The 23109-nt window shown below is 62.1% G+C and carries 20 protein-coding genes; 5 read left to right on the forward strand and 15 right to left on the reverse strand.

Going from position 1 to position 23109, the window contains the following annotated elements; translation table 11 throughout:
- The first annotated feature begins 1539 nt into the window (after window positions 1-1539).
- Window positions 1540-2169, forward strand: a complete 630-nt coding sequence (locus TU80_RS04345; protein WP_046381826.1) for a glutathione S-transferase — start codon at window positions 1540-1542, stop codon at window positions 2167-2169.
- Window positions 2170-2253: 84 nt separating this feature from the next.
- Here TU80_RS04345 and creD read toward each other — a convergent pair whose 3' ends face one another.
- Genes creD through rloA2 form a run of 4 tightly spaced genes read right to left on the reverse strand, consistent with a single transcriptional unit; the run spans window position 2254 to window position 6296 of the window.
- Window positions 2254-3627 (reverse strand): cell envelope integrity protein CreD, encoded by a 1374-nt coding sequence (gene creD / locus TU80_RS04350; RefSeq protein WP_057003913.1) that lies wholly within the window; start codon window positions 3625-3627, stop codon window positions 2254-2256.
- A gap of 51 nt (window positions 3628-3678) precedes the next feature.
- Window positions 3679-5118 (reverse strand): two-component system sensor histidine kinase CreC, encoded by a 1440-nt coding sequence (creC, locus tag TU80_RS04355; protein ID WP_057003914.1) that lies wholly within the window; start codon window positions 5116-5118, stop codon window positions 3679-3681.
- On the reverse strand, window positions 5118-5786 hold the full coding sequence (gene creB, locus TU80_RS04360; RefSeq protein ID WP_057003915.1) for a two-component system response regulator CreB: 669 nt from the start codon (window positions 5784-5786) through the stop codon (window positions 5118-5120). The genes creC and creB overlap by 1 nt, the downstream gene beginning before the upstream one ends.
- 9 nt (window positions 5787-5795) lie before the next feature.
- A complete protein-coding gene (gene rloA2 / locus TU80_RS04365) occupies window positions 5796-6296 on the reverse strand; it encodes a retropepsin-like aspartic peptidase RloA2 (protein WP_046381822.1) in 501 nt (166 codons plus the stop codon).
- A gap of 172 nt (window positions 6297-6468) precedes the next feature.
- On the opposite strand from rloA2, the gene TU80_RS04370 reads away from it, so the two are divergent.
- Window positions 6469-7374 carry a 1-acylglycerol-3-phosphate O-acyltransferase, YihG family gene (locus tag TU80_RS04370; protein ID WP_057003916.1) on the forward strand — a complete coding sequence of 302 codons (906 nt, stop codon included), beginning with the start codon at window positions 6469-6471 and terminating at the stop codon, window positions 7372-7374.
- 3 nt (window positions 7375-7377) lie between these two features.
- On the opposite strand, the gene TU80_RS04375 is transcribed toward TU80_RS04370, so the two are convergent.
- Entirely contained in the window at window positions 7378-7581 is a 204-nt protein-coding gene (locus TU80_RS04375; RefSeq protein ID WP_017847868.1) for a hypothetical protein, read from the reverse strand.
- 303 nt (window positions 7582-7884) lie between these two features.
- Between TU80_RS04375 and TU80_RS04380 the strand changes: the two genes are divergently transcribed.
- Window positions 7885-8361 carry a hypothetical protein gene (locus TU80_RS04380; RefSeq protein WP_057003917.1) on the forward strand — a complete coding sequence of 159 codons (477 nt, stop codon included), beginning with the start codon at window positions 7885-7887 and terminating at the stop codon, window positions 8359-8361.
- A gap of 66 nt (window positions 8362-8427) precedes the next feature.
- Here TU80_RS04380 and TU80_RS04385 read toward each other — a convergent pair whose 3' ends face one another.
- Window positions 8428-9000 carry a DUF2780 domain-containing protein gene (locus TU80_RS04385; protein WP_017847870.1) on the reverse strand — a complete coding sequence of 191 codons (573 nt, stop codon included), beginning with the start codon at window positions 8998-9000 and terminating at the stop codon, window positions 8428-8430.
- Between the two features lie 136 nt (window positions 9001-9136).
- Between TU80_RS04385 and TU80_RS04390 the strand changes: the two genes are divergently transcribed.
- Entirely contained in the window at window positions 9137-9595 is a 459-nt protein-coding gene (locus TU80_RS04390) for an anti-sigma factor (RefSeq protein WP_057003918.1), read from the forward strand.
- A gap of 274 nt (window positions 9596-9869) precedes the next feature.
- Here TU80_RS04390 and fdhA read toward each other — a convergent pair whose 3' ends face one another.
- The 8 genes from fdhA to TU80_RS04430 all read right to left on the reverse strand — a co-directional run bounded on the left by fdhA (window position 9870) and on the right by TU80_RS04430 (window position 19881).
- On the reverse strand, window positions 9870-11069 hold the full coding sequence (gene fdhA, locus TU80_RS04395) for a formaldehyde dehydrogenase, glutathione-independent (protein WP_017847873.1): 1200 nt from the start codon (window positions 11067-11069) through the stop codon (window positions 9870-9872).
- Between the two features lie 186 nt (window positions 11070-11255).
- Window positions 11256-12113, reverse strand: a complete 858-nt coding sequence (gene purU, locus TU80_RS04400) for a formyltetrahydrofolate deformylase (protein WP_017847874.1) — start codon at window positions 12111-12113, stop codon at window positions 11256-11258.
- Window positions 12114-12284: 171 nt separating this feature from the next.
- Window positions 12285-12917, reverse strand: a complete 633-nt coding sequence (locus TU80_RS04405; RefSeq protein WP_057003919.1) for a sarcosine oxidase subunit gamma — start codon at window positions 12915-12917, stop codon at window positions 12285-12287.
- 110 nt (window positions 12918-13027) lie between these two features.
- The gene (locus TU80_RS04410) at window positions 13028-16045 is read right to left on the reverse strand and encodes a sarcosine oxidase subunit alpha (protein WP_046381816.1); all 3018 of its coding nucleotides are present in this window, start codon (window positions 16043-16045) and stop codon (window positions 13028-13030) included.
- Window positions 16042-16344, reverse strand: a complete 303-nt coding sequence (locus TU80_RS04415) for a sarcosine oxidase subunit delta (RefSeq protein ID WP_017847877.1) — start codon at window positions 16342-16344, stop codon at window positions 16042-16044. The genes TU80_RS04410 and TU80_RS04415 overlap by 4 nt, the downstream gene beginning before the upstream one ends.
- 15 nt (window positions 16345-16359) lie before the next feature.
- A complete protein-coding gene (locus TU80_RS04420) occupies window positions 16360-17610 on the reverse strand; it encodes a sarcosine oxidase subunit beta (RefSeq protein ID WP_003209185.1) in 1251 nt (416 codons plus the stop codon).
- Between the two features lie 22 nt (window positions 17611-17632).
- Window positions 17633-18886: a serine hydroxymethyltransferase gene (gene glyA / locus TU80_RS04425; RefSeq protein WP_017847878.1), complete on the reverse strand. Its 1254-nt coding sequence runs from the start codon at window positions 18884-18886 to the stop codon at window positions 17633-17635.
- Between the two features lie 266 nt (window positions 18887-19152).
- Window positions 19153-19881: a TraX family protein gene (locus TU80_RS04430; RefSeq protein ID WP_057003920.1), complete on the reverse strand. Its 729-nt coding sequence runs from the start codon at window positions 19879-19881 to the stop codon at window positions 19153-19155.
- Between the two features lie 90 nt (window positions 19882-19971).
- Between TU80_RS04430 and TU80_RS04435 the strand changes: the two genes are divergently transcribed.
- Window positions 19972-21012 carry a threonine aldolase family protein gene (locus TU80_RS04435; protein WP_017847880.1) on the forward strand — a complete coding sequence of 347 codons (1041 nt, stop codon included), beginning with the start codon at window positions 19972-19974 and terminating at the stop codon, window positions 21010-21012.
- A gap of 115 nt (window positions 21013-21127) precedes the next feature.
- On the opposite strand, the gene TU80_RS04440 is transcribed toward TU80_RS04435, so the two are convergent.
- Window positions 21128-22945 carry a flavin monoamine oxidase family protein gene (locus tag TU80_RS04440; RefSeq protein ID WP_057003921.1) on the reverse strand — a complete coding sequence of 606 codons (1818 nt, stop codon included), beginning with the start codon at window positions 22943-22945 and terminating at the stop codon, window positions 21128-21130.
- Window positions 22946-23109 lie beyond the last annotated feature (164 nt).

Raw genomic sequence — 23109 nt, forward strand, 5'->3', positions numbered from 1 at the left:
TTCGAGCATTACAACGAGCAGCATCCGCACAGCGCGCTGAAATATCGGTCACCAAGAGAGTTTAGGCGCTTGGCAGCAGCATCAATTTAACGGGGAGTTGGTGTCCGGTTTGATAGGGGCAAGTCCAGGTATTCCTGCGGTCGTTGGGACTTGGGCGTTGTTCAGGCGGCGTGGCTGAGGACGCCATCGGGGGCAAGCCCCCTCCCACATTTGGAATGCATTCCCCTGTGGGAGGGGGCTTGCCCCCGATGAGGCCCTCAAGAACCACAGGAATCCCCCTCGCCAGCCACCGCGCAACCCACTAGGCTAGCGACTGCCCATCCCATCCAGGGGGATGGGCTGTGGGATGCGCTGAGTTGGGTCGGGTTGGGTATTCCTGCGGTCATTGGGACTTGGGCGTTGTTCAGGCGGCGTGGCTGAGGACGCCATCGGGGGCAAGCCCCCTCCCACATTTGGAATGCATTCCCCTGTGGGAGGGGGCTTGCCCCCGATGAGGCCCTCAAGAACCACAGGAATCCCCCTCGCCAGCCACCGCGCAACCCACTAGGCTAGCGACTGCCCATCCCATCCAGGGGGATGGGCTGTGGGATGCGCTGAGTTGGGTCGGGTTGGGTATTCCTGCGGTCATTGGGACTTGGGCGTTGTTCAGGCGGCGTGGCTGAGGACGCCATCGGGGGCAAGCCCCCTCCCACATTTGGAATGCATTCCCCTGTGGGAGGGGGCTTGCCCCCGATGAGGCCCTCAAGAACCACAGGAATCCCCCTCGCCAGCCACCGCGCAACCCACTAGGCTAGCGACTGCCCATCCCATCCAGAGGGATTGGCTGTGGGATGCGCTGAGTTGGGTCGGGTTGGGTATTCCTGCGGTCATTGGGACTTGGGCGTTGTTCAGGCGGCGTGGTTGAGGACGCTATCGGGGGCAAGCCCCCTCCCACATTTGGAATGCATTCCCCTGTGGGAGGGAGCTTGCCCCCGATGAGGCCCTCAAGAACCACAGCCCCCCCTCGCCAGCCACCGCGCAACCCACTAGGCTAGCGACTGCCCATCCCATCCAGAGGGATGGGCTGTGGGATGCGCTGAGTTGGGTCGGGTTGGGTATTCCTGCGGTCATTGGGACTTGGGCGTTGTTCAGGCGGCGTGGCTGAGGACGCCATCGGGGGCAAACCCCCTCCCACATTTGGAATGCATTCCCCTGTGGGAGGGGGCTTGCCCCCGATGAGGCCCTCAAGAACCACAGCCCCCCCTCGCCAGCCACCGCGCAACCCACTAGGCTAGCGACTGCCCATCCCATCCAGGGGGATGGGCTGTGGGATGCGCTGAGTTGGGTTGGGTATTCCTGCGGTCGTTGGCACTTGGGCGTTGTTCAGGCGGCGTGGCTGAGGACGCCATCGGGGGCAAACCCCCTCCCACATTTGGAATGCATTCCCCTGTGGGAGGGGGCTTGCCCCCGATGAGGCCCTCAAGAACCACAGCCCCCCCTCGCCAGCCACCGCGCAACCCACTAGGCTAGCGACTGCCCATCCCATCCAGAGGAATGCCTATGTCCGCTCCCAGCATGACCTTGTTCCACAACCCCGCTTCGCCGTTCGTGCGCAAAGTCCGCGTGCTGCTGGCCGAAACCGGCCAGCAGAACCGTGTGGCCCTGCAGCTCTGCATGCCGACACCGGTTAACCCGGACGTGCAACTGGTCAACGAAAACCCGGTGGGCAAGATCCCGGCCTTGCGCCTGGCCGATGGCACGGTGTTGCACGACAGCCGGGTGATCCTCGATTACCTCGACCACCAGCACGTCGGCAACCCGCTGATCCCGCGTGACGGCTCGGCCCGCTGGCGTCGCCTGACCCTGGCCTCGATGGCCGACGCCATCATGGATGCCGCCGTGCTGGTGCGTTACGAGAGCGCCCTGCGCCCGCCGGAAAAACACTGGGCGCCGTGGCTCGACGAACAGCGCCACAAGATCCGGCGCACCCTGGCGGAGCTGGAAGCGGATGCGATTGCCGAACTGGCCAGCCACTTCGATATCGCCGCGATCAGCGTGGCCTGCGCATTGGGTTACCTGGATTTCCGCCACCCGGACCTGCACTGGCGCGACGCCAACCCCCAGCTTGCCGCCTGGTACGCCGAAGTCAGCCAGCGCCCTTCGATGCTTGAGACACAGCCGCCGGTTTGACCCTGCGCATAGGTGGCGCAGGAAACAACGCCACAATCCTCGCCACCAACTGCGCTCGCTCCCGCTGGTCCTCACGCAACCCGATCATTGCACGGCCTCCAGATCAAATGCCAAAGGCTCGGCCGCCTTGCGTTTGCCCACGCCGTACCAATCCAGTTTGCGTGTCAGCACCATCACCGTCCCCAGCAGGCCGAACAGCAACAGCGAGCCCATCAGCAGCGCGTAGTCCTCGGCACTCAATAACCCGTACAACAAGCCATACAACGCCGCCAGCCCGGCCGAAAACCCCAGGCCGTGGGCGACGCTGCGCAGCACATGGCACACGTAGAAACCAATCAACAACACACAGGCACTGGCCGAGATCAGGTACGCCAAGGCAAAGCCCAGGTGCTCGGACAACGACAGCAACAACAGGTAGAAAAACGCCAGGGCGAACCCCACCAGGGCGTACTGGATCGGATGCACCGCCAAGCCCTTGAGCACTTCGAACAGGAAGAAACCGGCAAAGGTCAGGGCGATGAACAGCAGCGCATATTTGATCGCGCGGTCGCTCTTGAGGTACTGGTCCACCGGGTCGATGAAGTTCACCCCGAAGCTGCGGTTGTTGAAGTCGTCACAGCCGCGTTCGTCCAGGCAGCCGCGCAGGGCTTCTTCGAGGTTGGTGGAGAAGAATGAGGTCTGCCAGTTGGCGCTGAAGCCCTTGTCGGTGACTTCCCGTTGCGCCGGCAGGAAGTTGCCGATGAAGCTCGGGTGCGGCCAGTTGGAGGCCAGTGTGACCTGGCTGGTCTTGCCCACCGGTACCACTTGCAGTTGCTCGGTGCCTTGCAGGCGCAGGTCGAAGGCGAAGTCCAGCGCTGCCGGGGTTTTGCTGTCCTGCTCCGGCAGCGCCACATGCACCCCCTCGCCCAGCCACTCGACGTGGGTGCCTGGCGCAAACTCCAGGCGCTGGCTGCCCAGCTCCAGCTTCAGTGCGTTTTCGATACCGCGAATATCGCTGATACCCACCGCCAGAAACGCCGGCTCAAAGCGGTAATCGGCGAAATTTTCCTTGATGCCCCATTGCTCCGGCAAGACGAAGCGTCCGCTGATGCGGTTGTCGGCGTGGAACAGCCGGGCCTGGTAGATGCCACGCGCGCGCAGTTCGGTCTGCACCCGCCCGTCGAGCTCAAAACGCTCCGGCAGGAAATACAGACGACCGCGCACTTCACGGGTTTCCTCGTAGCGCTTGTTGAGTTTTTCATTGAGCTTCCACTCGCGGACAGTCTTGCGGTACGGCACCACCATCACCGGGCCGGTGAGGCGCTGGCTGTAGCTGGAGCTACGGGCGATATCCATCAGGACACTGTCGCGAGTGTATTGGCGGTCGGCGATGAGGCCGTTGATCATCAGCAATGGAATCAGCAATAGCAGGATCAATAGCGCAATCGCGCCAAGTTTGAAAAGCAGGCTGCGGTTCATGGGGCTCTCCCTGTTTTGATGGGGAAAGCGTGAGCCGCGCATGTGGGAAATTTATGTGGGCAATGTGGAGACTGTGTGGAGATGCAGCACCACTTGCACGCCACCGTGTACGTTGCCGATCTGCAACGTGCCGCCATGCAGCTTCATCACTTCCTCGACAAAGTTGAGGCCCAGGCCGGTGCTTTTGCGCCCGCTGGCCGGACGCGGCAGCGAGTAGAAACGCTCGCTCAGGCGCGGCAAGGCGTAGTCGGGAATCGGCGCGGCCTGGTTGAACAGGCTGACCTGCACAGCGTTGTGCCGGGTCTGTGCGCTGAACCGCAACACCCCGCCCGCCGGCGTGAAGTCCAGGGCGTTGTCGAGCAAGTTGCCCAGGGCCTGGCGCAGCAAGAACGGTTCGCCGAAGACTTTCACCTCCGCGCCGATCGTTTGTTCGATGCACAAGCCGGCACCTTCGATGCGCGCGCATTGGGCCTTGAGCACATCGTCCACCAGCGCGGCCAGCGGCAGGCTGGCTTGCGCCTCCAGGCCCTGGCGTTGCTCGACCTGGGCCAGGTTCAGCAAGCGCTCGATCAACTGCTGCAGGCGGGTACTTTCGCTGTCGATATTGCCGACAAAGCGCTGTTGCTGCTCGCGGCTCATGTCGCCCTGCAACAGCTCGGCCGCGCCGCGAATCGCCGCCAGCGGGCTCTTCAATTCGTGGGTCAGGGTGTGGACGTAATGCTCCACATAAGCCTTGCCCTCCAGCTGTGTCCGCATGTGCTCCACAGCGGTGGACAACTGCTTCAGCTCGCCGCCACGGTAATGCGGCAATTCGGCGCGCCGCCCCTCGCTGACCGCCTCGGCATACGCGGTAAGCCGGCGCAGTGCCACGCTCAACCACCACGACAACAGCGCGCCGAGCAGCAGGCCGAGGATCACCAAGCCGGCGCCGTACCACAGCAACCGGTGCTCGGTGCGATCGACATAAGGCTGCAGCGAACTGTTCGGCTTGGCCACCGTGACCACGCCGATGATCTGCCCGTTGTCGCGAATCGGCGCGCCCACGTGCATCACCGACGAGGCCGGATCATCCGGCGCGCTGCGAGTGGAACGCGCGCCGTACTCGCCGCGCAGGGTCAGGTACACGTCGTTCCATTTGGAGTAGTCCTGGCCCACGGCTTCGCCGCTGGAGTCGAGCAACACCATGCCGTTGGCGTCGGTCACGTAGATGCGGTGGTTGACCTGGTTTTTCGGCAGGCCCCAGATGGTCGCGCCCGGCTGACGGGTGCCGTAGGCCTTGAGCAGCTCCGGCCAGTGGCTTTGGGCGAGGGTGCCGTTCTTGACGTCGTTGCGCAGGATTTCCGCCAGCAGGTTGGCGGTGTCCACCAGGGTTTCTTCGGTGGACTGGCGCACGCCGGGGCGGATTTCCTTCATCACGGTGTTTAGCACGAAGTAACCGGTGAAGCCGATAAACAGCGCGTAGACCAGGAAAAACCGCAGCCCCAGGCGCATCAGCTGTGGCTCGGGCTGTAGCTGTAGCCGAGGCCGCGATGGGTCTGGATCGGTTCGGCCTGCGCCGCCACGCTGCGTAATTTGCTGCGCAGGCTTTTGATATGGCTGTCGATATTGCGCTCATAGCCGGCATCGGCCGGCACGCCGACCGCGTCCAGCAGTTGTTCGCGGCTGAACACACGCTCGGGTTGTTCCAGCAGGCTTTGCAGCAAGCGGAACTCATGGCGAGTCAGGCTCAGTGCCAGGCCACGGTAGGTGATCTGCATGCGCTCCAGGTCGACCTGGAACAACGCCGGAGCGACGCCAGGGCCGACTCGCTTGAGGATCGCCCTGACCCGCGCCGCCACTTCCCGTGGGCTGAACGGCTTGACCACATAATCGTCGGCGCCGATCTCCAGCCCGACCACGCGGTCGATCTCGCTATCGCGGGCACTGAGAAACATCACCGGCACTTCGCTGAAACGTCGCAGTTGCTTGCAGGTTTCAAAGCCGCTGATGTCGGGCAGGCCGATGTCGAGGATGATCAGGTCGGCCGGGGTCTGGCGCTGATGGGCCAGCGCTTCCTGGCCGAGGCTCAGCCAGGTGGTGGTAAAGCCCTCGCCTTGCAGGGCGAAAACCAGTGTGTCGGCTATCGCCGCTTCGTCTTCGACAATCAGGATGTGCGGCATGGCGGTCCGTCAGCAGTCCGGCTTGTCGGCGGTGTAGCGACGCGCCGGGTTCACCGCGGCGCCGAATTCACGCAGGGCCTTGGCGCCGATCAGCAGCGGGTAGTTGAAGCTGCTGCGGTCGGTGAGGTTGACCTCGACGGTGCGCTTGACGTTGCCCAGGCACATTTCCAGGTCAATCACCGGGCGCGTGGCCACGGTGGCTTCTTCCTTGTCCTCGTCTTCGTCGGCGCGGCTCTTGATCTTGCTGATGCGCGCCACCTTGTGTTCGTAGACTTTGTTGCCGGCGTCCTTGCCGCCGACGCGGAAGCGCACCCAATCGTCGCCGTCACGGGTGAAGGTCTCGATGTCACGGGCCGACAGCGAGGCGGTCAGCGCGCCGGTGTCCATCTTGGCCTTGAAGGTTTCGCCGATCTCCGGCAGTTGGATGTATTCGTAGCGACCGTAAACGGTCGGTTCGGCGGCCATAACGGGCAAGGCCGCCAGGGCGAGCGAGGCAAGGAGCAGTTTCACGAAGTGATTTCCTCGGAAAGAAGTAGGCGAATTCTAGACCGCAAAGGCAGCACTTAGTTAGTTCTGCAACCATACCCGGCATATTGTGAAACATTCGTCGGGCGATTTGCGATTTGGCCTCTAGACGCCGCTCTCTTATTATGTCCCGCCCACAGGATTCCAAGAGTTACTTATGCGCCGCCTGCTCACCGGCTGTTTCGTCTCGCTGCTGCTCCTGCTCAACACCCTGGTCCTGATCGGGCCGCTGACGGTGTTTGCCCTGCTCAAGCTGGTGGCCCCCGGTCGCTATCGCGATTACGCGTCATGGGCCGTGATGTGGATCGCCGAGACCTGGGCCGAAATCGACAAACTGATCTTCGCGCTGTGCATCCCGACCCAATGGGACATCCGCGGCGCAGACGACCTGCGCGGCGACACCTCGTACCTGGTGATCAGTAACCACCAATCCTGGGTCGATATCCCCGCGCTGATCCAGGCCCTCAACCGCCGCACGCCGTTCTTCAAGTTCTTCCTGAAGAAAGAACTGGTCTGGGTGCCCTTCCTGGGCCTGGCCTGGTGGGCGCTGGATTATCCGTTCATGAAGCGCTACACCAAGGCGTTCCTGGCCAAGCACCCGGAACTGGCGGGCCAGGACTTGAAGATCACCCGCCAGGCCTGCGAGCTGTTCAAGCGCCAGCCGGTGACGGTGGTCAACTACCTGGAAGGCACCCGGTTCAGCGAGGCCAAGCGTGCCCAGCAAGGCTCACCGTTTGCCCACCTGCTCAGGCCCAAGGCCGGCGGCGTGGCGTTTGTGTTGGCGGCACTGGGCGAACAACTGGATGCCGTGCTCGACGTGACCGTGGTCTATCCGCAAGCGAAGACGCCGGGGTTCTGGGATCTGATCAGCGGGGCGGTACCGAAGGTGATCATCGATATCCGCACCCGTGAGCTGGACCCGGCGCTGTGGCAGGGCGACTACGAAAACGACCCGGCGTTTCGCCAGGTCGTACAGAACTGGGTGAACCGGCTCTGGATGGAGAAAGATCAGCGGATTCAGGAACTGCGAGGCGAAACCGCTGGGGCCTTATGGGCAAAGTAACCGTTACGGACGCTTAGGCCACGTGGCCGAATCGTCACCGGTACGCCACCCGTGCGCTATCTCGATGGTGTCGTGACTGCTCACGGTATCAGCCTGCTCCTGGCTGGCGTCGTGGGGCGCTTTTCCTTGCTCTGCGGCAGCGGGCTTGTGGGTCGCGGCGTGATACGAAGCGCTAGCGAGAGCGTTGTAGGTGTTGACGATGTTCATGGAAGACTCCTACCTGACCGGATTGAAGAATCCACCCCAGGAGGGTTGGTTTTCCTGGAGCAGCCCCCGTAGGTGGTGAAACATCCCACACAGTTCCTCGATAGTTGTTGCGCAGCATTGCCAAACGAGGGGCTGACTCAATCCTTGGCTACCCGCGCCCCACGCCTGGACCCGCTTGCCCTGCTGCGAACCCGCGATAGGGCATCGTCTGAAAACGCATAAAAAACTGTCAGAGTTAACAGTTCCGCCCGCCTTGGGCGGCTGATTAGGCTAAGGACTCCATCTCAGTCGAGTGCCCTGATCATGACCATCAAAGTCCTCTTCGCCGGCATGGCGTTACTGACAGTAGCGAACATTGCCCATGCAGAAATGGCCACGTGCCCCGCAGTCAGTTCAATAAAAGCTACGCCGTATACCGACCCGGACCTTCCTCCGGACTTCAACCAAGGCTTCAAATACGAAGCCCCCGGGCCCGGTGGCCAGATGTGGGAGGGCCAGTCCACGGCCACAAGCGAGACCTACCTCGAACCTAAATACAACCTGATGTTAGTCAGTGCCGAAATGATCCACGGGAAAATACTCTGCAGTTATGGCGGTACAACACAAAGAGAAAACGCAGAGCCGGTGAACAACGTTTCCAAACCCTATGTTCAATTGGGCCTGCGGTTTAACAACCCGAAGGCCGCGACCGGTACAGCATGGAACGAAACCAGCTGCGGGAATCAAGGCGGCGCTGTATCGATCGACGCCTCCCAATGTACTTTTGAGTACCAACCGTAACGCTGTTCCCCGCAACCTGCCGGCCACTTCAAAGCGGGGGCGAACCCGCTTTGAAGGACCACGGCCTTAGCTGCCGGTGCCCCAAGCCTGGCCCAGTTTGCCCAGCAGCGAACTGTTGGCACCCTGGCCGCCCAGGTATTGCAGGATCACCGGGGCGAATTGGCCGATCATGCCGCTGTCCATGCCCAGCGCGCTGAACGCGGTGTTCAGGTCGCTGGTGTTCTTCACGTTACCCAGCAGGCCGTCGAGGCCGCTGGTCTTGCTGCCGCCGCTCTGGCCGAGCATCCCGCTCAAGGCGCCGAGGCTGCCCAGCGCATTGCTGCCCGACAGTTGATCGAGACCCGGCACGCTTTTCCCCAGTTGCGAATAGTCGCTGCTGCTCAGTTGGTTCCTGGCCAGGCCCAGCATGGCGCCGGTGCCGCCGACGGCTTGCTCGGGGGTGACATTCAATTGTGAGGTCAGGGCACTCAGCAAACCGGCCGTTTCGGACGACGGCGCAACGGCAGCGGCTTTGTTGTTGCCGCCCTGCATACCGGAAATCGCATTGGCCGCATCGCCAAGGCTGAACCCGGCGGCGAATACCGGGCCGGCTGCCAGGGTCATCAGGCAGGAAAGGGCGAAACCGCGTGAAATCTTCATCGAAACAACCTCTGGATGTAGGGGTGAAAGCAGGCGTTTGACTGGCCTTTTCGTCACTTGTTCCAAACCCGCTCCGGAACCCAACTGCGATAAGCCGGTCCATGAACTGACTACAAAATTTGTCAGGAAGAGACTTATGACGACGATCCACCCCCAAGTGATTGATCACAAGCCTTCATTCTGGAGCCGCCCGCGCCTGTTCATCGGCGCCTGCGCTGTAGTGGCCGCCGGTATCGGCGGCGCGCTCTACACCCAGGACAGCGTCAAATCCGCCGCCACCCTGGTGACCACCACCCAGCAGCCGGCAGCGCAGATCATGGCCCACAAGGACTACCTGGAAGTGCAGCCGATTGCCTCCACGGCCCCTGCCCCAGATCAGAGCCTGGAACTGTGGGCCATCCCCGAGGACGGCACGCCGGTATCCCTCGGCCTGTTGCCGGAAGATGGCAAAGGCATCATCGGCTTGAATCCACGCCAGCAGGAATCCATCAGCAAACCGGTGGGCTTGATGGTGAGCTCGGAAACCAAGGGTGGATCGGTGAGCAAGCAGCCGACCGGGCCGACGGTGTATCAAGGCGCGCTGGCGATTCGCTAAGCCACGGGCACCGCGGATTTCGCAGTGCCCTGCTGCTCCGGCATCCAATCAACCCCGTTCGTACACCGCCAATGGCAATGGCAAAACGTGGTCAGGGTTCAGGAGGCTAACGGAAAGCTATTCTGCGACTATGGTGGAAAAACACTTGAAGTACAGACGGAAAATGAAGAGGGCAAGCCAGAAACTATAAAATCGACCGCTAACCTTCGACTCTCGGCCCCACTCTAATTGATAAGGGCGCCCGTCGAGGCGCCCTTGTTTTTTGCTCTAGCGTTTACGCCGCGCTGAACAACTTATGCGGATCAATCACAAACTTCTTCGGCACGCCCGCATCAAACTCGCCATACCCACGCGGCGCGTCATCCAGGCTGATGACTTCGACCCCGACGATGTCGGCAATGTGAATGCGGTCCCACATGATCGCCTGCATCAACTGGCGGTTGTACTTCATCACCGGCGTTTGCCCGGTGTGGAAGCTGTGGGATTTGGCCCAGCCCAGACCAAAACGGATGCTCAGGCTGCCCATCTTCGCGGCGGCGTCGACGGCGCCAGGGTCTTCGGTGACGTACAGGCCGGGGATACCGATCTTGCCCGCCACGCGCACCACGCCCATCAGTGAGTTGAGCACCGTGGCCGGGGCTTCGTGCTTGACGCCGTCATGCCCGTGGCCGCGTGCTTCGAAGCCCACGCAGTCGACGGCGCAGTCCACTTCCGGCTCACCGAGCAAGGCAGCGATCTGTTCGTGCAGCGGCGTGTCGGTGGACAGGTCGACCACTTCAAACCCTTGCGCCTTGGCGTGAGCCAGGCGGATGGAGTTGACGTCGCCGATGATCACCACCGCCGCGCCCAGCAGGCGTGCGGAGGCGGCAGCGGCCAGGCCGACCGGGCCGGCACCGGCGATGTAGACGGTGCTGCCAGGGCCAACGCCGGCGGTGACGGCGCCGTGGTAGCCGGTGGGCAGGATGTCGGAGAGGCAGGTCAGGTCGCGGATTTTCTCCATGGCCTTGTCGCGGTCCGGCAGTTTCAGCAGGTTGAAGTCGGCGTAAGGCACCAGCACGTATTCGGCCTGGCCGCCGGTCCAGTCGCCCATGTCGACATAGCCGTAGGCGCCACCGGCACGGGCCGGGTTGACGGTGAGGCACACGCCGGTGTGTTGCTCTTTGCAGGAGCGGCAGCGGCCGCAGGCGACGTTGAAGGGCACTGACACCAGGTCGCCGATTTTCAGGTTCTCGACGTCGCTGCCCTTCTCGATCACTTCACCGGTGATCTCGTGACCGAGCACCAGGCCGGTCTGGGCAGTGGTGCGGCCGCGCACCATGTGTTGGTCGGAGCCGCAGATGTTGGTGGAGACCACGCGCAGGATGACGCCGTGCTCAATCTTCCTGCCACGGGGGTCCTGCATTTTGGGATAGTCGATTTTCTGTACTTCGACCTTGCCGTTGCCGAGATACACGACACCACGATTACCAGACATGCTTTCACCTCGCTGTTGTTTTTATGAAAGCGCGTTGCCCGTGGGTGGGCAGCGCGTTGACTGCTCGGGTACAGATGCTGTTTCTTGTGTTGTTTGTTAGGGCCTCATCGGGGGCAAGCCCCCTCCCACATTTTGATTTGTGAACACATTCAACTGTGGGAGGGGGCTTGCCCCCGATGGCGTCAGTCAGAGCACCACCGTTCTATTGGCATTCAAAAACACCCGCCGTTCAATGTGATACCCCACCGCCCGGGCCAGGGTCAGCCCTTCGATATCGCGCCCCTTGGCAATCAGATCCTCGGGGTAGTGGCTGTGATCCACCACCTCCACACCCTGGGCGATGATCGGGCCTTCATCCAGGTCGTTGTTGATGTAATGCGCCGTCGCGCCGACCAGCTTCACACCCTTGTTGTACGCCTGGTGATACGGCTTGGCGCCCTTGAACCCCGGCAACAACGAGTGGTGGATATTGATCGCCTTGCCATCCAGCTTGCGGCACAGCTCCGGCGACAGCACTTGCATGTAGCGCGCAAGGATCACCAGTTCCGCGCCGGTGTCTTCAATCACTTGCCACACCTGACGCTCCTGGGACGGTTTGTCGTTGGGGTCGAGGGCGAAGTGGTAGTAGGGAATCTGGTGCCAGTCGGCCAACGGTTTCAGATCGGGGTGGTTGGACACCACCGCGACCACGTCCATCGACAGTTGGCCGATACGCTGGCGGTACAGCAAGTCGTTCAGGCAGTGATCGGCCTTGGACACCATGATCACCACTTTGGGCCGATAGTTCGGCGCCGTCAGTTCGAAGACCATGCCAAAGGCTTCCCCGCGCGCGGCCAGGCCATCGCGGAACGCTTGCTCATCGAAACCCTCCGGCTGACGAAACTCCACGCGGATAAAAAAGCGCCCTGACAGCCGGTCATCGAACGAGTGGTGCTCGGTGACGTAGCAACCCTGCTCGAACAGGTAGCGGGTGACCGCGTCCACCGTGCCGAGCACGCTGGGGCAGTCGGCGGTCAAAATCCATGTGTCGGGTGCGCGGCTCATGACAGGTCACTCCTCAAGCAAAGCCCGGCCTCACCCACCCCTGTAGGAGCGAGCTTGCTCGCGAAAATCGTCAACGATAACGCGGGCATCCTGGATGACCGCAGTGCCCTTGAGGTTTTCGCGAGCAAGCTCGCTCCTACAGGGTGGCGGGTGAGGGGGGTGGGGGTCATATCAGGCTTGAACGCTCAGGCCGAATTCGGCCGAGGCATCCTGCAACCACAACCACCAGTAATCCGAGAAGCTGCGACGAATCACCAGCTCCCAGGTGTCTTCGGCGGTATGGCGGATCACCAATTGCGACTTGGCGAACACCGTGCCCACCGCCTTGCCCACCGGGAAGTTGTTGGGGTGTACGTCGTAGCTGGTGGACTTCATCAGCACGTCGCGCACGTTCGGGCCGCGCAGTTCGAGGATCTGTTGGCCGCCGCTGACATTGACGATCTGGATATGCAGATCGCCCAGGGCGGCACGCAGGTTTTGTTCGGCGGCGAATTCTTCACCGCTCGGCACCACCAGCAGCCACTCGTCCGGGCCGAGCCATTGCAGGCTGGTGTCGCCGTTGACGATCACCGTCAGCGCGCCGGGCAGTTCGATGCCCAGGGCCTTGTGGACGCCAGCGGCGAAGGCGGCGTCATGGCCGTCGCCGCGAATAGTCAGGTGGCCGAGCAGTTTCTTTTCACGCATGGTCACGCCGGCATTCTTGCGGCCCTTGCCGATCAGGCTGGCGAGGTCGGCATGGTGCAGCGACGACTCGGCCTTGGCCCCGGTGGTGGGGCGTTGTTGGTATACGTTGGCTGCTGTCATAGAGCACCTTTGCTGAATTCTGTTGTGTGGCTACTGGCGTCATCGGGGGCAAGCCCCCTCCCACATTTGGAATGCATTCCCCTGTCTCCCGATGGCCGCGCCTCGGTCTATCAGATGTTCTGGCGATCGCCTTTCGGATCAAAGAACACCGAGGACACAATCTCCGCCTCGATCACGCTGCCATCCGCTTGCGGCGAAAACACCCGCTCGCCGATGCGCTTCAAGCCGCCCTTGACCACCGCCAGCGCAAACGAATAACCGAGGGAGTTATGCGCGTAGCTGGAGGTGACGTGGCCGACCATCTTCATCGGGATCGTCTGCTTGGCGTCGAACACCAGTTGCGCGCCTTCCGGCAGCCACACCGCGGGATCGATCGGCTTGAGGCCGACCAATTGCTTGCGATCTTCGCGCACGCAGTCTTCGCGGTTCATGCCGCGCCAGCCGATCCACGAGAACGGCTTGGTACGGCCGACGCACCAGCCCATGTTCAGGTCGTCCGGGGTCATCGAGCCGTCGGTGTCCTGGCCGACGATGATGAAGCCCTTCTCGGCCCGCAGGACGTGCATGGTTTCGGTTCCATACGGGGTCAGGTTGTACTTTTTGCCGGCCTCGACGATTTGCTCCAGCACGCCCATGGCGTAGTCGGCCTGCACGTTGACTTCATACGACAGCTCGCCGGTGAACGAGATGCGGAACACCCGCGCCGGCACGCCGCCGACCAGGCCTTCTTTCCAGGTCATGAACGGGAAGCCGTCCTTGTCCAGGTCGATGTCGGTGACTTCGGCCAGCAGCTTGCGGCTGTTGGGGCCCGACAGGGTCATGGTCGCCCAGTGGTCGGTGACCGAGGTGAAGTAGACCTTGAGGTCCGGCCATTCGGTCTGTTGGTAGATTTCCAGCCATTGCAGCACACGGGCCGCGCCGCCGGTGGTGGTGGTCATCAGGAAGTGGTTGTCGGCCAGGCAAGCGGTCACGCCGTCGTCGAAGACCATGCCGTCTTCTTTGCACATCAGGCCGTAGCGCGCCTTGCCCACGTCGAGCTTGGTCCAGGCGTTGCTGTAGATGCGGTTGAGGAACTCGCGGGCATCCGGGCCCTGGATGTCGATCTTGCCGAGGGTCGACGCATCCAGCAGGCCGACGCTGTCGCGCACCGCCAGGCATTCGCGCTTGACCGCCGCGTGCAGGTCTTCACCGTTGCGCGGGAAGTACCACGGGCGTTTCCACTGGCCGACGTCTTCAAACTCGGCGCCATTCTTCACATGCCAGGCGTGCAGCGCGGTGTAGCGAACGGGCTCGAAGATGTGCCCACAGTGCCGCCCCGCAACCGCGCCGAAGGTCACCGGCGTGTAGTTGGGGCGGAACATGGTGGTGCCCATCTGCGGGATGGTCACGTTCAGCGAACGCGCCGCAATGGCCAGGCCGTTGACGTTACCCAGCTTGCCCTGGTCGGTGCCGAAGCCCAGCGCGGTATAGCGCTTGACGTGTTCCACCGACTCGAAACCTTCGCGGGTCGCCAGTTCGATGGCGGCCGCGGTGACGTCGTTCTGCAGGTCGACGAATTGCTTGGGCGCCCGTGCAGTGGCTTTCTCGTGAGGCACCTGGAACAGCGCCAGCGTCGGCTCTTCCAAGCGGTTCAAGGCTTTGGGCAGCGTGCCTTCCACCGGGCTAAAACCGGCTTCGCTGGCGGCGCGCACGCCCCCTTCAAAACCGTCCGCCAGGGAATCGCCCAGGCCGTAGACGCCGTTGATACCGCCAACGCACACGCGCTTTTGCGGTGCTTCACCCGGTACAAAACCGAGGATGTCTTCGCGCCAGGTCGGCTTGCCGCCCAGGTGCGAGGCCAGGTGGACCACCGGGCTGTAGCCGCCGGAGCTGGCCACCAGGTCGCAGTCCAGCCACTCGCCGGGGCTGGTGACGGTATGCGCTTTGACATCGATGGCGGCAACACGGGCGCCGCTCACATGCTTGCTGCCACGGGCTTCGATCACGGCGCTGCCGGTGAGGATACGAATGCCTTTGGCGCGGGCTTCTTCCACCAGCGCGCCGCGTGGGTTATGGCGGGCATCGGCCACGGCCACCACTTTCAGGCCGGCTTCCAACCAGTCCAGGGCGACGCGGTAGGCGTGGTCGTTGTTGGTCGACAGCACCAGTTTCTTGCCCGGCGCCACGCCGTAACGGCGCACGTAAGTCGAGACTGCACCGGCGAGCATATTGCCCGGCACGTCGTTGTTGCCGTACACCAGCGGACGCTCGCACGCACCGGTCGCCAGCACCACGCGCTTGGCACGCACACGGTGGATACGCTGGCGCACCTGGCCGATCGGCGCACGGTCGCCGAGGTGATCGGTGAGACGCTCGTGAATGGTCAGGAAGTTATGGTCGTGGTAACCGTTGACGGTGGCGCGGGGCAGCAGCACCACGTCCGGCAGGGCTTTGAGTTCGGCGATGACGCTGGCGACCCACTCGGTGGCCGGCTTGCCGTCGAGGCTTTCGCGCGAATCGAGCAACGAGCCGCCGAACTCTTCCTGCTCATCGGCGATGATCACGCGGGCGCCACTGCGCGCAGCGGCCAGTGCAGCGGCCAGACCGGCCGGGCCGGCACCGACCACCAGCACGTCGCAATGCCGGTTGAAGTTGTCGTAGGTGTCCGGGTCGTTCTCGGTCGGCGAGCGGCCTAAACCCGCAGCCTTGCGGATGTACTTCTCGTAGGTCATCCAGAACGACTGCGGGTACATGAAGGTTTTGTAGTAGAAACCCGGTGGCATCAGCTTGCCGCCGACTTTGCCGAGAATGCCCATCACGTCGTTGTTCACGCTCGGCCAGCCGTTGGTGCTGGTGGCGACGAGGCCCTGGTACAACGCCTGTTGCGTGGCGCGCACGTTGGGAATCTGGGTGGCTTCGGTGGCGCCGATCTGCAGCACCGCGTTCGGCTCTTCGGCACCGGCAGCAAAGATGCCGCGTGGGCGCGAGTACTTGAAGCTGCGGCCGATGATGTCGACACCGTTGGCCAGCAGCGCGGCGGCCAGGGTGTCGCCTTCGAAGCCTTTGTAGGTCTGGCCGTTGAAGCTGAAGGTCAGGACTTTGTTACGGTCGATCCGGCCACCGTTGGACAGGCGATTGATCTGGCTCATACCTTCGCTCCAGCAGCCTTGGCGGTGAATTGTGGCTTGGTGCCGATTTTGTAGGTTTCAAGAATTTCGTAGGTCAGCGTGTCGCGGGTCGCGTTGAAGTACTGACGGCAACCGGCGGCGTGAATCCACAGTTCGTGGTGCAGGCCACGGGGGTTGTCGCGGAAGAACATGTAGTCGCCCCACTCTTCATCGGTGCAGGCGTTGGGGTCCAGCGGGCGTGGGATGTGCGCTTGGCCGGAGGCATGGAATTCCTCTTCGGAGCGCAGTTCGCCACAGTGAGGACAGAAGATATGCAACATAGGGAATTTCTCCTGTTAGTGGGCGACGGCCGCAGCGCCGTGTTCGTCGATCAACGCACCGTTGTGGAAACGGTCGATGGAGAAAGGTGCGGCCAGCGGGTGCATTTCACCCTTGGCCAGGCTCGCGGCAAACACGTTGCCTGAACCGGGAGTGGCCTTGAAACCGCCGGTGCCCCAACCGCAGTTGAAGAACATGTTCGGCACCGGGGTCTTGGAGATGATCGGGCAGGCGTCCGGCGTGGTGTCGACGATGCCGCCCCACTGGCGGTTCATACGCACGCGCGAGAGCACCGGGAACATCTCGACGATGGCCTGGATGGTGTGTTCGATCACCGGGTACGAACCGCGCTGGCCGTAGCCGTTGTAGCCGTCGATACCGGCGCCGATCACCAGGTCGCCCTTGTCGGACTGGCTGATGTAACCGTGTACGGCGTTGGACATGATCACGCTGTCGATAATCGGCTTGATCGGCTCCGACACCAGTGCTTGCAGCGGGTGCGATTCGATCGGCAGGCGGAAACCGGCGAGCGAAGCCATGTGCCCGGAGTTACCGGCCGTGACTACACCGACGCGCTTGGCGCCGATAAAGCCTTTGTTGGTTTCGACGCCGATGCACACGCCGTTTTCCTTGCGAAAGCCGATCACTTCGGTCTGCTGGATCAAATCCACTCCGAGGGCGTCGGCGGCGCGGGCAAAGCCCCAGGCCACGGCATCGTGACGGGCCACGCCGCCGCGCCGTTGCACGGTGGCGCCCATCACCGGGTAGCGGGTGTTCTTCGAGCAATCCAGGTACGGAATCTCGTCCGCGACCTGTTTGGCGTTGAGCAGTTCGCCGTCCACGCCGTTGAGGCGGTTGGCGCTGACGCGACGTTCGGAATCGCGGATGTCCTGCAGGGTGTGGCACAGGTTGTAGACGCCGCGCTGGGAGAACATCACGTTGTAGTTCAGGTCCTGGGACAGGCCTTCCCACAGTTTCATCGCGTGTTCGTACAAGTGCGCCGACTCGTCCCACAGGTAGTTGGAACGCACGATGGTGGTGTTGCGCGCGGTGTTACCGCCGCCCAGCCAGCCCTTTTCGACCACGGCCACATTGGTGATGCCGTGCTCCTTGGCCAGGTAATAGGCGGTCGCCAGACCATGCCCGCCACCGCCGACGATGACCACGTCGTACACCTTTTTAGGGGTCGGCGTGCGCCACATCTTCTGCCAGTTTTCGTGGTGGCTGAGTGAGTGCTTGAAGAGGCCGAAGCCCGAGTAGCGTTGCATAGTCATTACTCCAAAACCGCGCTCAGCGATAAACCGGGAAATCAGCGCACAGGGCCGACACGCGCTTGGCCACGTCGGCCTCGACATCGGCGTCGCCGAGGTTGTCGAGGATGTCGCAGATCCAGCCGGCCAACTCGATGCATTGCGGCACCTTGAAACCGCGCGTGGTCACCGCCGGCGTGCCGATACGCAGGCCCGACGTCACGAACGGCGACTGCGGGTCATTCGGCACGGCGTTCTTGTTGACGGTGATGTGGGCGCGACCGAGGGCGGCGTCCGCGTCTTTACCGGTGAGGCCCTGGCGAATCAGGCTGACCAGGAACAGATGGTTATCGGTGCCGCCGGACACTACATCGTAGCCGCGTTTGATAAACACGCCGGCCATGGCCTGGGCGTTGTCGATCACTTGCTGCTGATAGGCCTTGAAGCCAGGCTCCTGGGCTTCCTTGAAGCACACCGCCTTGCCGGCGATGACGTGCATCAGCGGGCCGCCCTGGGCGCCAGGGAATACAGCGGCGTTGAGTTTCTTTTCGATCGTTTCGTTGGCACGCGCCAGAATCAGGCCGCCACGCGGACCGCGCAGGGTCTTGTGGGTGGTGGTGGTGACCACGTCGGCGTAAGGCAGCGGGTTCGGGTACAGACCGGCGGCCACCAGGCCGGCGACGTGGGCCATGTCGACGAACAGCAGCGCACCGACCTTGTCGGCGATCTGACGAAAGCGTGGGAAATCCAGGGTCTTGGAGTAGGCGGAAAAACCGGCCACCACCATCTTCGGCTGGTGCTCCACGGCCAGGCGCTCGACTTCGTCGTAGTCGATCAGCCCGGTGTCGGTGTTGATGCCGTATTGCACCGCGTTGTACAGCTTGCCCGAGGACGACACTTTGGCGCCGTGGGTCAGGTGGCCGCCGTGGGCCAGGCTCATGCCGAGGATGGTGTCACCGGCGTTCAACAGCGCCAGGTACACCGCGCTGTTGGCGGATGAGCCGGAATGCGGCTGCACGTTGGCGTAGTCGGCGCCGAACAACTGCTTGGCGCGCTCGATGGCCAGGGCTTCGACCTTGTCCACATGCTCGCAACCACCGTAGTAGCGCTTGCCCGGGTAGCCTTCGGCGTACTTGTTGGTCAGGCCGCTGCCCTGGGCTTGCATCACGCGCTTGCTGGTGTAGTTCTCCGACGCGATCAGCTCGATATGATCTTCCTGCCGCTGCTCCTCGGCATTCATCGCCGCGAGCAGTGCATCGTCATAACCCTGGATCTGGTCTTGTTTGCTGAACATCGCGTCTCTCCCAGCCTTTCGTATTGTTAAGGCCCGTGCAGGGCCCTTTGATGCGATGGTAGGGCTGGCGCCGGCAGGTCAAATGCCTACGGACGCCACGCAAAGGTGCGTTTACGACATTGCTGGAACAACGCAGAACAAATGTGGGAGGGGCGGTGCGACGGTTCGACTTGCCCCCGATAGCGGTGGATCAGCTTGCACATGCCGTGGCTGACACACCGCTATCGGGGGCAAGTCGAACCGTCGCACCGCCCCTCCCACACTGATTAGGCGATGATTTGACGGACGAGTAGCAGCAGCAGGAAATGCACAGGATAGAGGGCATAGGCCCAGCGCCGCATTGCCGGCGGCGTGGCGTTTTTGACATGTCGCAACAGGACCAGGCCGGCCAATGGCGCGATCAGGCATGCCGCCAACCCCATCCGCGCCACCGGCGTGCCGCTATCGAGCAGAATCTGCCATTGATTGGCTGCCACACACAGCAGCCCCGGAAATACGCTGAAATACCATCGCCGACGAAACACCAACACCATCGCCCACGGCAGCAATACACCGAAGAAACCGAACATCAGCTGCGTGGAAAACACAGCGCCTATCGCCAGGGCAATCAGCGCCAATCCTCGATCAACCAGCGCCTTCTGCTGCCATCCTCGGGCAACCAGCAGGCCCAACGCCAAGGTGGGCAACACATTCAACGTATCGGCATCTTCGATGAACAGCCGGTACGGCACTTCACTGATCAGGCTGAACAACAGCAACCAGCCCAGGTAACGCCAGCGGCCGCTCACCGGCGCGTCTCGCACCCGATGCACATTCGCCGCAATCGCCAGGCAAAACCACGGGAACGCCAGGCGCCCCGGCACATACAGGCCATCCAGGCTCAACCCGACATAACGCAAGTGGTCCAGCACCATGCTCAGCAGCGCCAGCCACTTGAGCAAATCCAAGGCGCCATCGCGGACACGTCCGACAGGAATCGTTTCAGTAGCGTGCATAATTCCCCAGTGACTTTGCATTTACAGTGCGTGTGCACCCCGGACAATCTTGGTTAAAGTGTGCACCAACATCGACCACAGGAATGGGCCATGACCGACAAGAGCCAACAATTCGCCAGCGATAACTATTCCGGCATCTGCCCGGAAGCCTGGGCTGCCATGGAACAAGCCAACCACGGCCATCAGCGCGCCTATGGCGATGACGAATGGACCCACCGCGCCGCCGACGGTTTCCGCAACCTGTTCGAGACCGACTGCGAAGTGTTCTTCGCCTTCAACGGCACCGCCGCCAACTCCCTGGCGCTGTCGTCGCTGTGCCAGAGCTACCATAGCGTGATCTGCTCGGAAACCGCCCACGTCGAGACCGACGAATGCGGCGCCCCGGAGTTTTTCTCCAACGGTTCCAAGCTGCTCACCGCGCGCACCGAAAACGGCAAGCTGACCCCGGAATCGATCCGCGAGATCGCCCTCAAGCGCCAGGACATCCATTACCCCAAACCCCGCGTGGTGACGCTGACCCAGGCCACTGAAGTCGGCAGCGTGTACACCCCGGACGAAATCCGCGCCATCAGCGCCACCTGCAAAGAGCTCGGCCTGAACCTGCACATGGACGGCGCGCGCTTCGCCAACGCCTGCGCGTTCCTCGGCTGTTCGCCGGCCGACCTGACCTGGAAAGCCGGGGTGGATGTGTTGTGCTTCGGCGGCACGAAAAACGGCATGGCCGTGGGCGAAGCGATTCTGTTCTTCAACCGCGCACTGGCCGAAGACTTCGACTACCGCTGCAAACAGGCCGGCCAGCTCGCGTCGAAGATGCGCTTCCTCTCTGCGCCGTGGGTGGGCCTGCTGGAAAACGACGCCTGGCTCAAACACGCGCGCCACGCCAACCACTGCGCGCAGTTGTTGAGCAGCCTGGTGGCGGATATTCCCGGCGTGGAATTGATGTTCCCGGTGCAGGCCAACGGCGTGTTCCTGCAACTCTCGGAACCGGCGATCGCCGCGCTGACGGCCAAGGGCTGGCGCTTCTACACCTTCATCGGCAAAGGCGGCGCGCGCTTCATGTGTGCGTGGGACACCGAGGAAGAACGCGTGCGCGAACTGGCGGCGGATATTCGCGAAGTGATGGGCGCGTGAAACGACGGCCCGCGTCGCAGGCTCATGACCTGCGACGCGGGCCTGCAGCAACTTGCAGGCTCATGATTTAACGCCCAGCGCCTACCGCTCGCGCATCTCGCTCACACACGTATGCTCACAAGGCCTTCGGCTGAAGCGCTTGCCATTCATCAATAGGGCCACGGTTGGTGAGAAGGGTCCCGCCGTTGAATTTCACCGCCAGTTTATTTACCGCGTTCAAGGCCGTCGTCACCGCCCCTTCCGCCCAGCCTCCCGTCCACGAAACATCGTCACCCGCAAGAATGAAGCCGTCGGGGTTCGCGCTCGACACACCGTTCATGAACTGAGAAAACAACAAGCGCTGGTACTCGTACTGTCCCGGCAGGTTCATTTTGAACGCGCACAGGAAAAACGGCTGCTCTTCCCAGTTGATTTCAACAAACGGGTTGGTCATGCCGAACTCAGCGGCCAGATTCAACTGATGAGGGGCATACACGCTGTCCAGCAGGGTTGTGCATAACTGCACGTGGGACGGCAGCGGCGCACTGCGATCACCCAGGAATTTGAGGGCGTCATCATTCCAGGTGTAAGACAAAAACAGGCCACTGCCGTTGTGAGGCCCCTGGCTCTCGCTATAGTCCAGCAGGTAGGTGCCGCGGGTGATTCGATCCGACAACGTCACACTCATCCTGTACTGCGAATCAGCCTCCATATCGGTCCAGAACGGTCGTTTGGTTTGCGCGAAGATTTTTGCCGACTGCATGTAATGGGTGTACATCACCGCTTCCCATTCCTTGCCGGATAACAGGTCATTCATCGCGTTGAAGCGGGCAGCGCCATCCATATAACGGAATTTGTCGAGGACCCGTTTGTGCGGGGTATAGACCACGGCAGGAAAGGTGTATTGGCGGTCGCTTCCCAGATTGTGATCAAACACCCACACGTCGAACTGGCCATCCGGCCGACGTAGGATCTGCCGCACTTCCTGTTTCAAAGGCTGAGCGATGACCTGGGTAGTCAGGCCTTGGACGGTGGTGCCCGCAGGCCAATGGACCATGGCGTCGCCGAAGGTATCCGGGGCACGCGTCCACAGCCGGTTTGGCAGCTCGCTGGAGCCGTCATACATCAGCTTGTGGTTGGTATCCAACCCGGTATACAGCACCCGTAACACCTCCAGGAAGCAGTTCGGGTAATCGGTATTCCAGCCGCCAGTGCCGAAGCCGATCTGGCCGAACAGATCGATATCTTCGCGACTCCAACCCGCCTGCTCGACCATCGCGGCAAAAAAACTGAGGTTGTCCCAACCCGCATCAAGGATCGCGTTCCACAAGGCTTTGATCCGGGCCTGATCAAGGCTGCCCTCGGACATTGCCGCTTCCATCTCAGTGAACTTGATCGGGTCCTGCTCAAGAAATACTTCGAATAGCTTGCGCTCGATCTCGGCGTAATCAACCGGCAGATTATCGCCTTCGTAATAAACCTGTTTTTGCTGGTAGTCGACGACCGTGCTGGGGGTAAAAGGCGACCCCGGATTGGGAAAATCCGTCGAGTTGGCCCGCATGCCAACTTTGTCGAAATAGTGCATCAACGCCTTGCCTGAAACAGGAAAGCGCATGGCACCCATTTCGCAGATAACACTGTTATCCGGATCTTGCGGATCACCCGCCACATAGGAATACAGGCGCCCACCGATGCGGCCACTGGCCTCTACTACCACCGGGTGCAACCCCATGCGCATGGCTTCATAGGCCGCGACCATTCCAGCGACGCCGGCGCCGACGATCAAGACCTGCTTGCCATAGGCCTGGCGGGATACCTGCGCCAACGGCGTGCCTAAACTGTCAGCCGTTTCAAGAAACCGGGCGTAATGAAAAGGAAAGTCCGGAACAAGTGCAGTGACATTCTTGGCAAGCAAGCGCGCTGCGCCTTTACTGCGGGAGGGGATAGCAGACATGGCAATCGTCCTTGGTATGTAATCAGGACGTCCACCTACTGCTTCAATGCGAAGGGCGAATACGACGTATGTGCTGCTCAGCGTAGATAATTGTAGGAAATGGCTCTATATCACTTGGAAATAAAAAGCCAATGCGTAATACAAGCCTTGCTTCAGAAGGCTTC

The organism is Pseudomonas veronii, assembly GCF_001439695.1.
Classification (GTDB): domain Bacteria; phylum Pseudomonadota; class Gammaproteobacteria; order Pseudomonadales; family Pseudomonadaceae; genus Aquipseudomonas; species Aquipseudomonas veronii.

Bases quoted from the DNA above. Each gene is read 5' to 3' on its own strand.
- creB (WP_057003915.1), bottom strand. From the start codon at position 5,786: ATGCCGCACATCCTGATTGTCGAAGACGAAGCGGCGATAGCCGACACA.
- creC (WP_057003914.1), bottom strand. From the start codon at position 5,118: ATGCGCCTGGGGCTGCGGTTTTTCCTGGTCTACGCGCTGTTTATCGGC.
- TU80_RS04410 (WP_046381816.1), bottom strand. From the start codon at position 16,045: ATGAGCCAGATCAATCGCCTGTCCAACGGTGGCCGGATCGACCGTAAC.
- TU80_RS04435 (WP_017847880.1), top strand. From the start codon at position 19,972: ATGACCGACAAGAGCCAACAATTCGCCAGCGATAACTATTCCGGCATC.
- TU80_RS04420 (WP_003209185.1), bottom strand. From the start codon at position 17,610: ATGCAACGCTACTCGGGCTTCGGCCTCTTCAAGCACTCACTCAGCCAC.
- TU80_RS04405 (WP_057003919.1), bottom strand. From the start codon at position 12,917: ATGACAGCAGCCAACGTATACCAACAACGCCCCACCACCGGGGCCAAG.
- TU80_RS04345 (WP_046381826.1), top strand. From the start codon at position 1,540: ATGTCCGCTCCCAGCATGACCTTGTTCCACAACCCCGCTTCGCCGTTC.
- glyA (WP_017847878.1), bottom strand. From the start codon at position 18,886: ATGTTCAGCAAACAAGACCAGATCCAGGGTTATGACGATGCACTGCTC.
- TU80_RS04390 (WP_057003918.1), top strand. From the start codon at position 9,137: ATGACGACGATCCACCCCCAAGTGATTGATCACAAGCCTTCATTCTGG.
- creD (WP_057003913.1), bottom strand. From the start codon at position 3,627: ATGAACCGCAGCCTGCTTTTCAAACTTGGCGCGATTGCGCTATTGATC.
- TU80_RS04415 (WP_017847877.1), bottom strand. From the start codon at position 16,344: ATGTTGCATATCTTCTGTCCTCACTGTGGCGAACTGCGCTCCGAAGAG.
- TU80_RS04430 (WP_057003920.1), bottom strand. From the start codon at position 19,881: ATGCACGCTACTGAAACGATTCCTGTCGGACGTGTCCGCGATGGCGCC.
- TU80_RS04370 (WP_057003916.1), top strand. From the start codon at position 6,469: ATGCGCCGCCTGCTCACCGGCTGTTTCGTCTCGCTGCTGCTCCTGCTC.
- fdhA (WP_017847873.1), bottom strand. From the start codon at position 11,069: ATGTCTGGTAATCGTGGTGTCGTGTATCTCGGCAACGGCAAGGTCGAA.
- TU80_RS04440 (WP_057003921.1), bottom strand. From the start codon at position 22,945: ATGTCTGCTATCCCCTCCCGCAGTAAAGGCGCAGCGCGCTTGCTTGCC.
- TU80_RS04385 (WP_017847870.1), bottom strand. From the start codon at position 9,000: ATGAAGATTTCACGCGGTTTCGCCCTTTCCTGCCTGATGACCCTGGCA.
- purU (WP_017847874.1), bottom strand. From the start codon at position 12,113: ATGAGCCGCGCACCCGACACATGGATTTTGACCGCCGACTGCCCCAGC.
- TU80_RS04375 (WP_017847868.1), bottom strand. From the start codon at position 7,581: ATGAACATCGTCAACACCTACAACGCTCTCGCTAGCGCTTCGTATCAC.
- TU80_RS04380 (WP_057003917.1), top strand. From the start codon at position 7,885: ATGACCATCAAAGTCCTCTTCGCCGGCATGGCGTTACTGACAGTAGCG.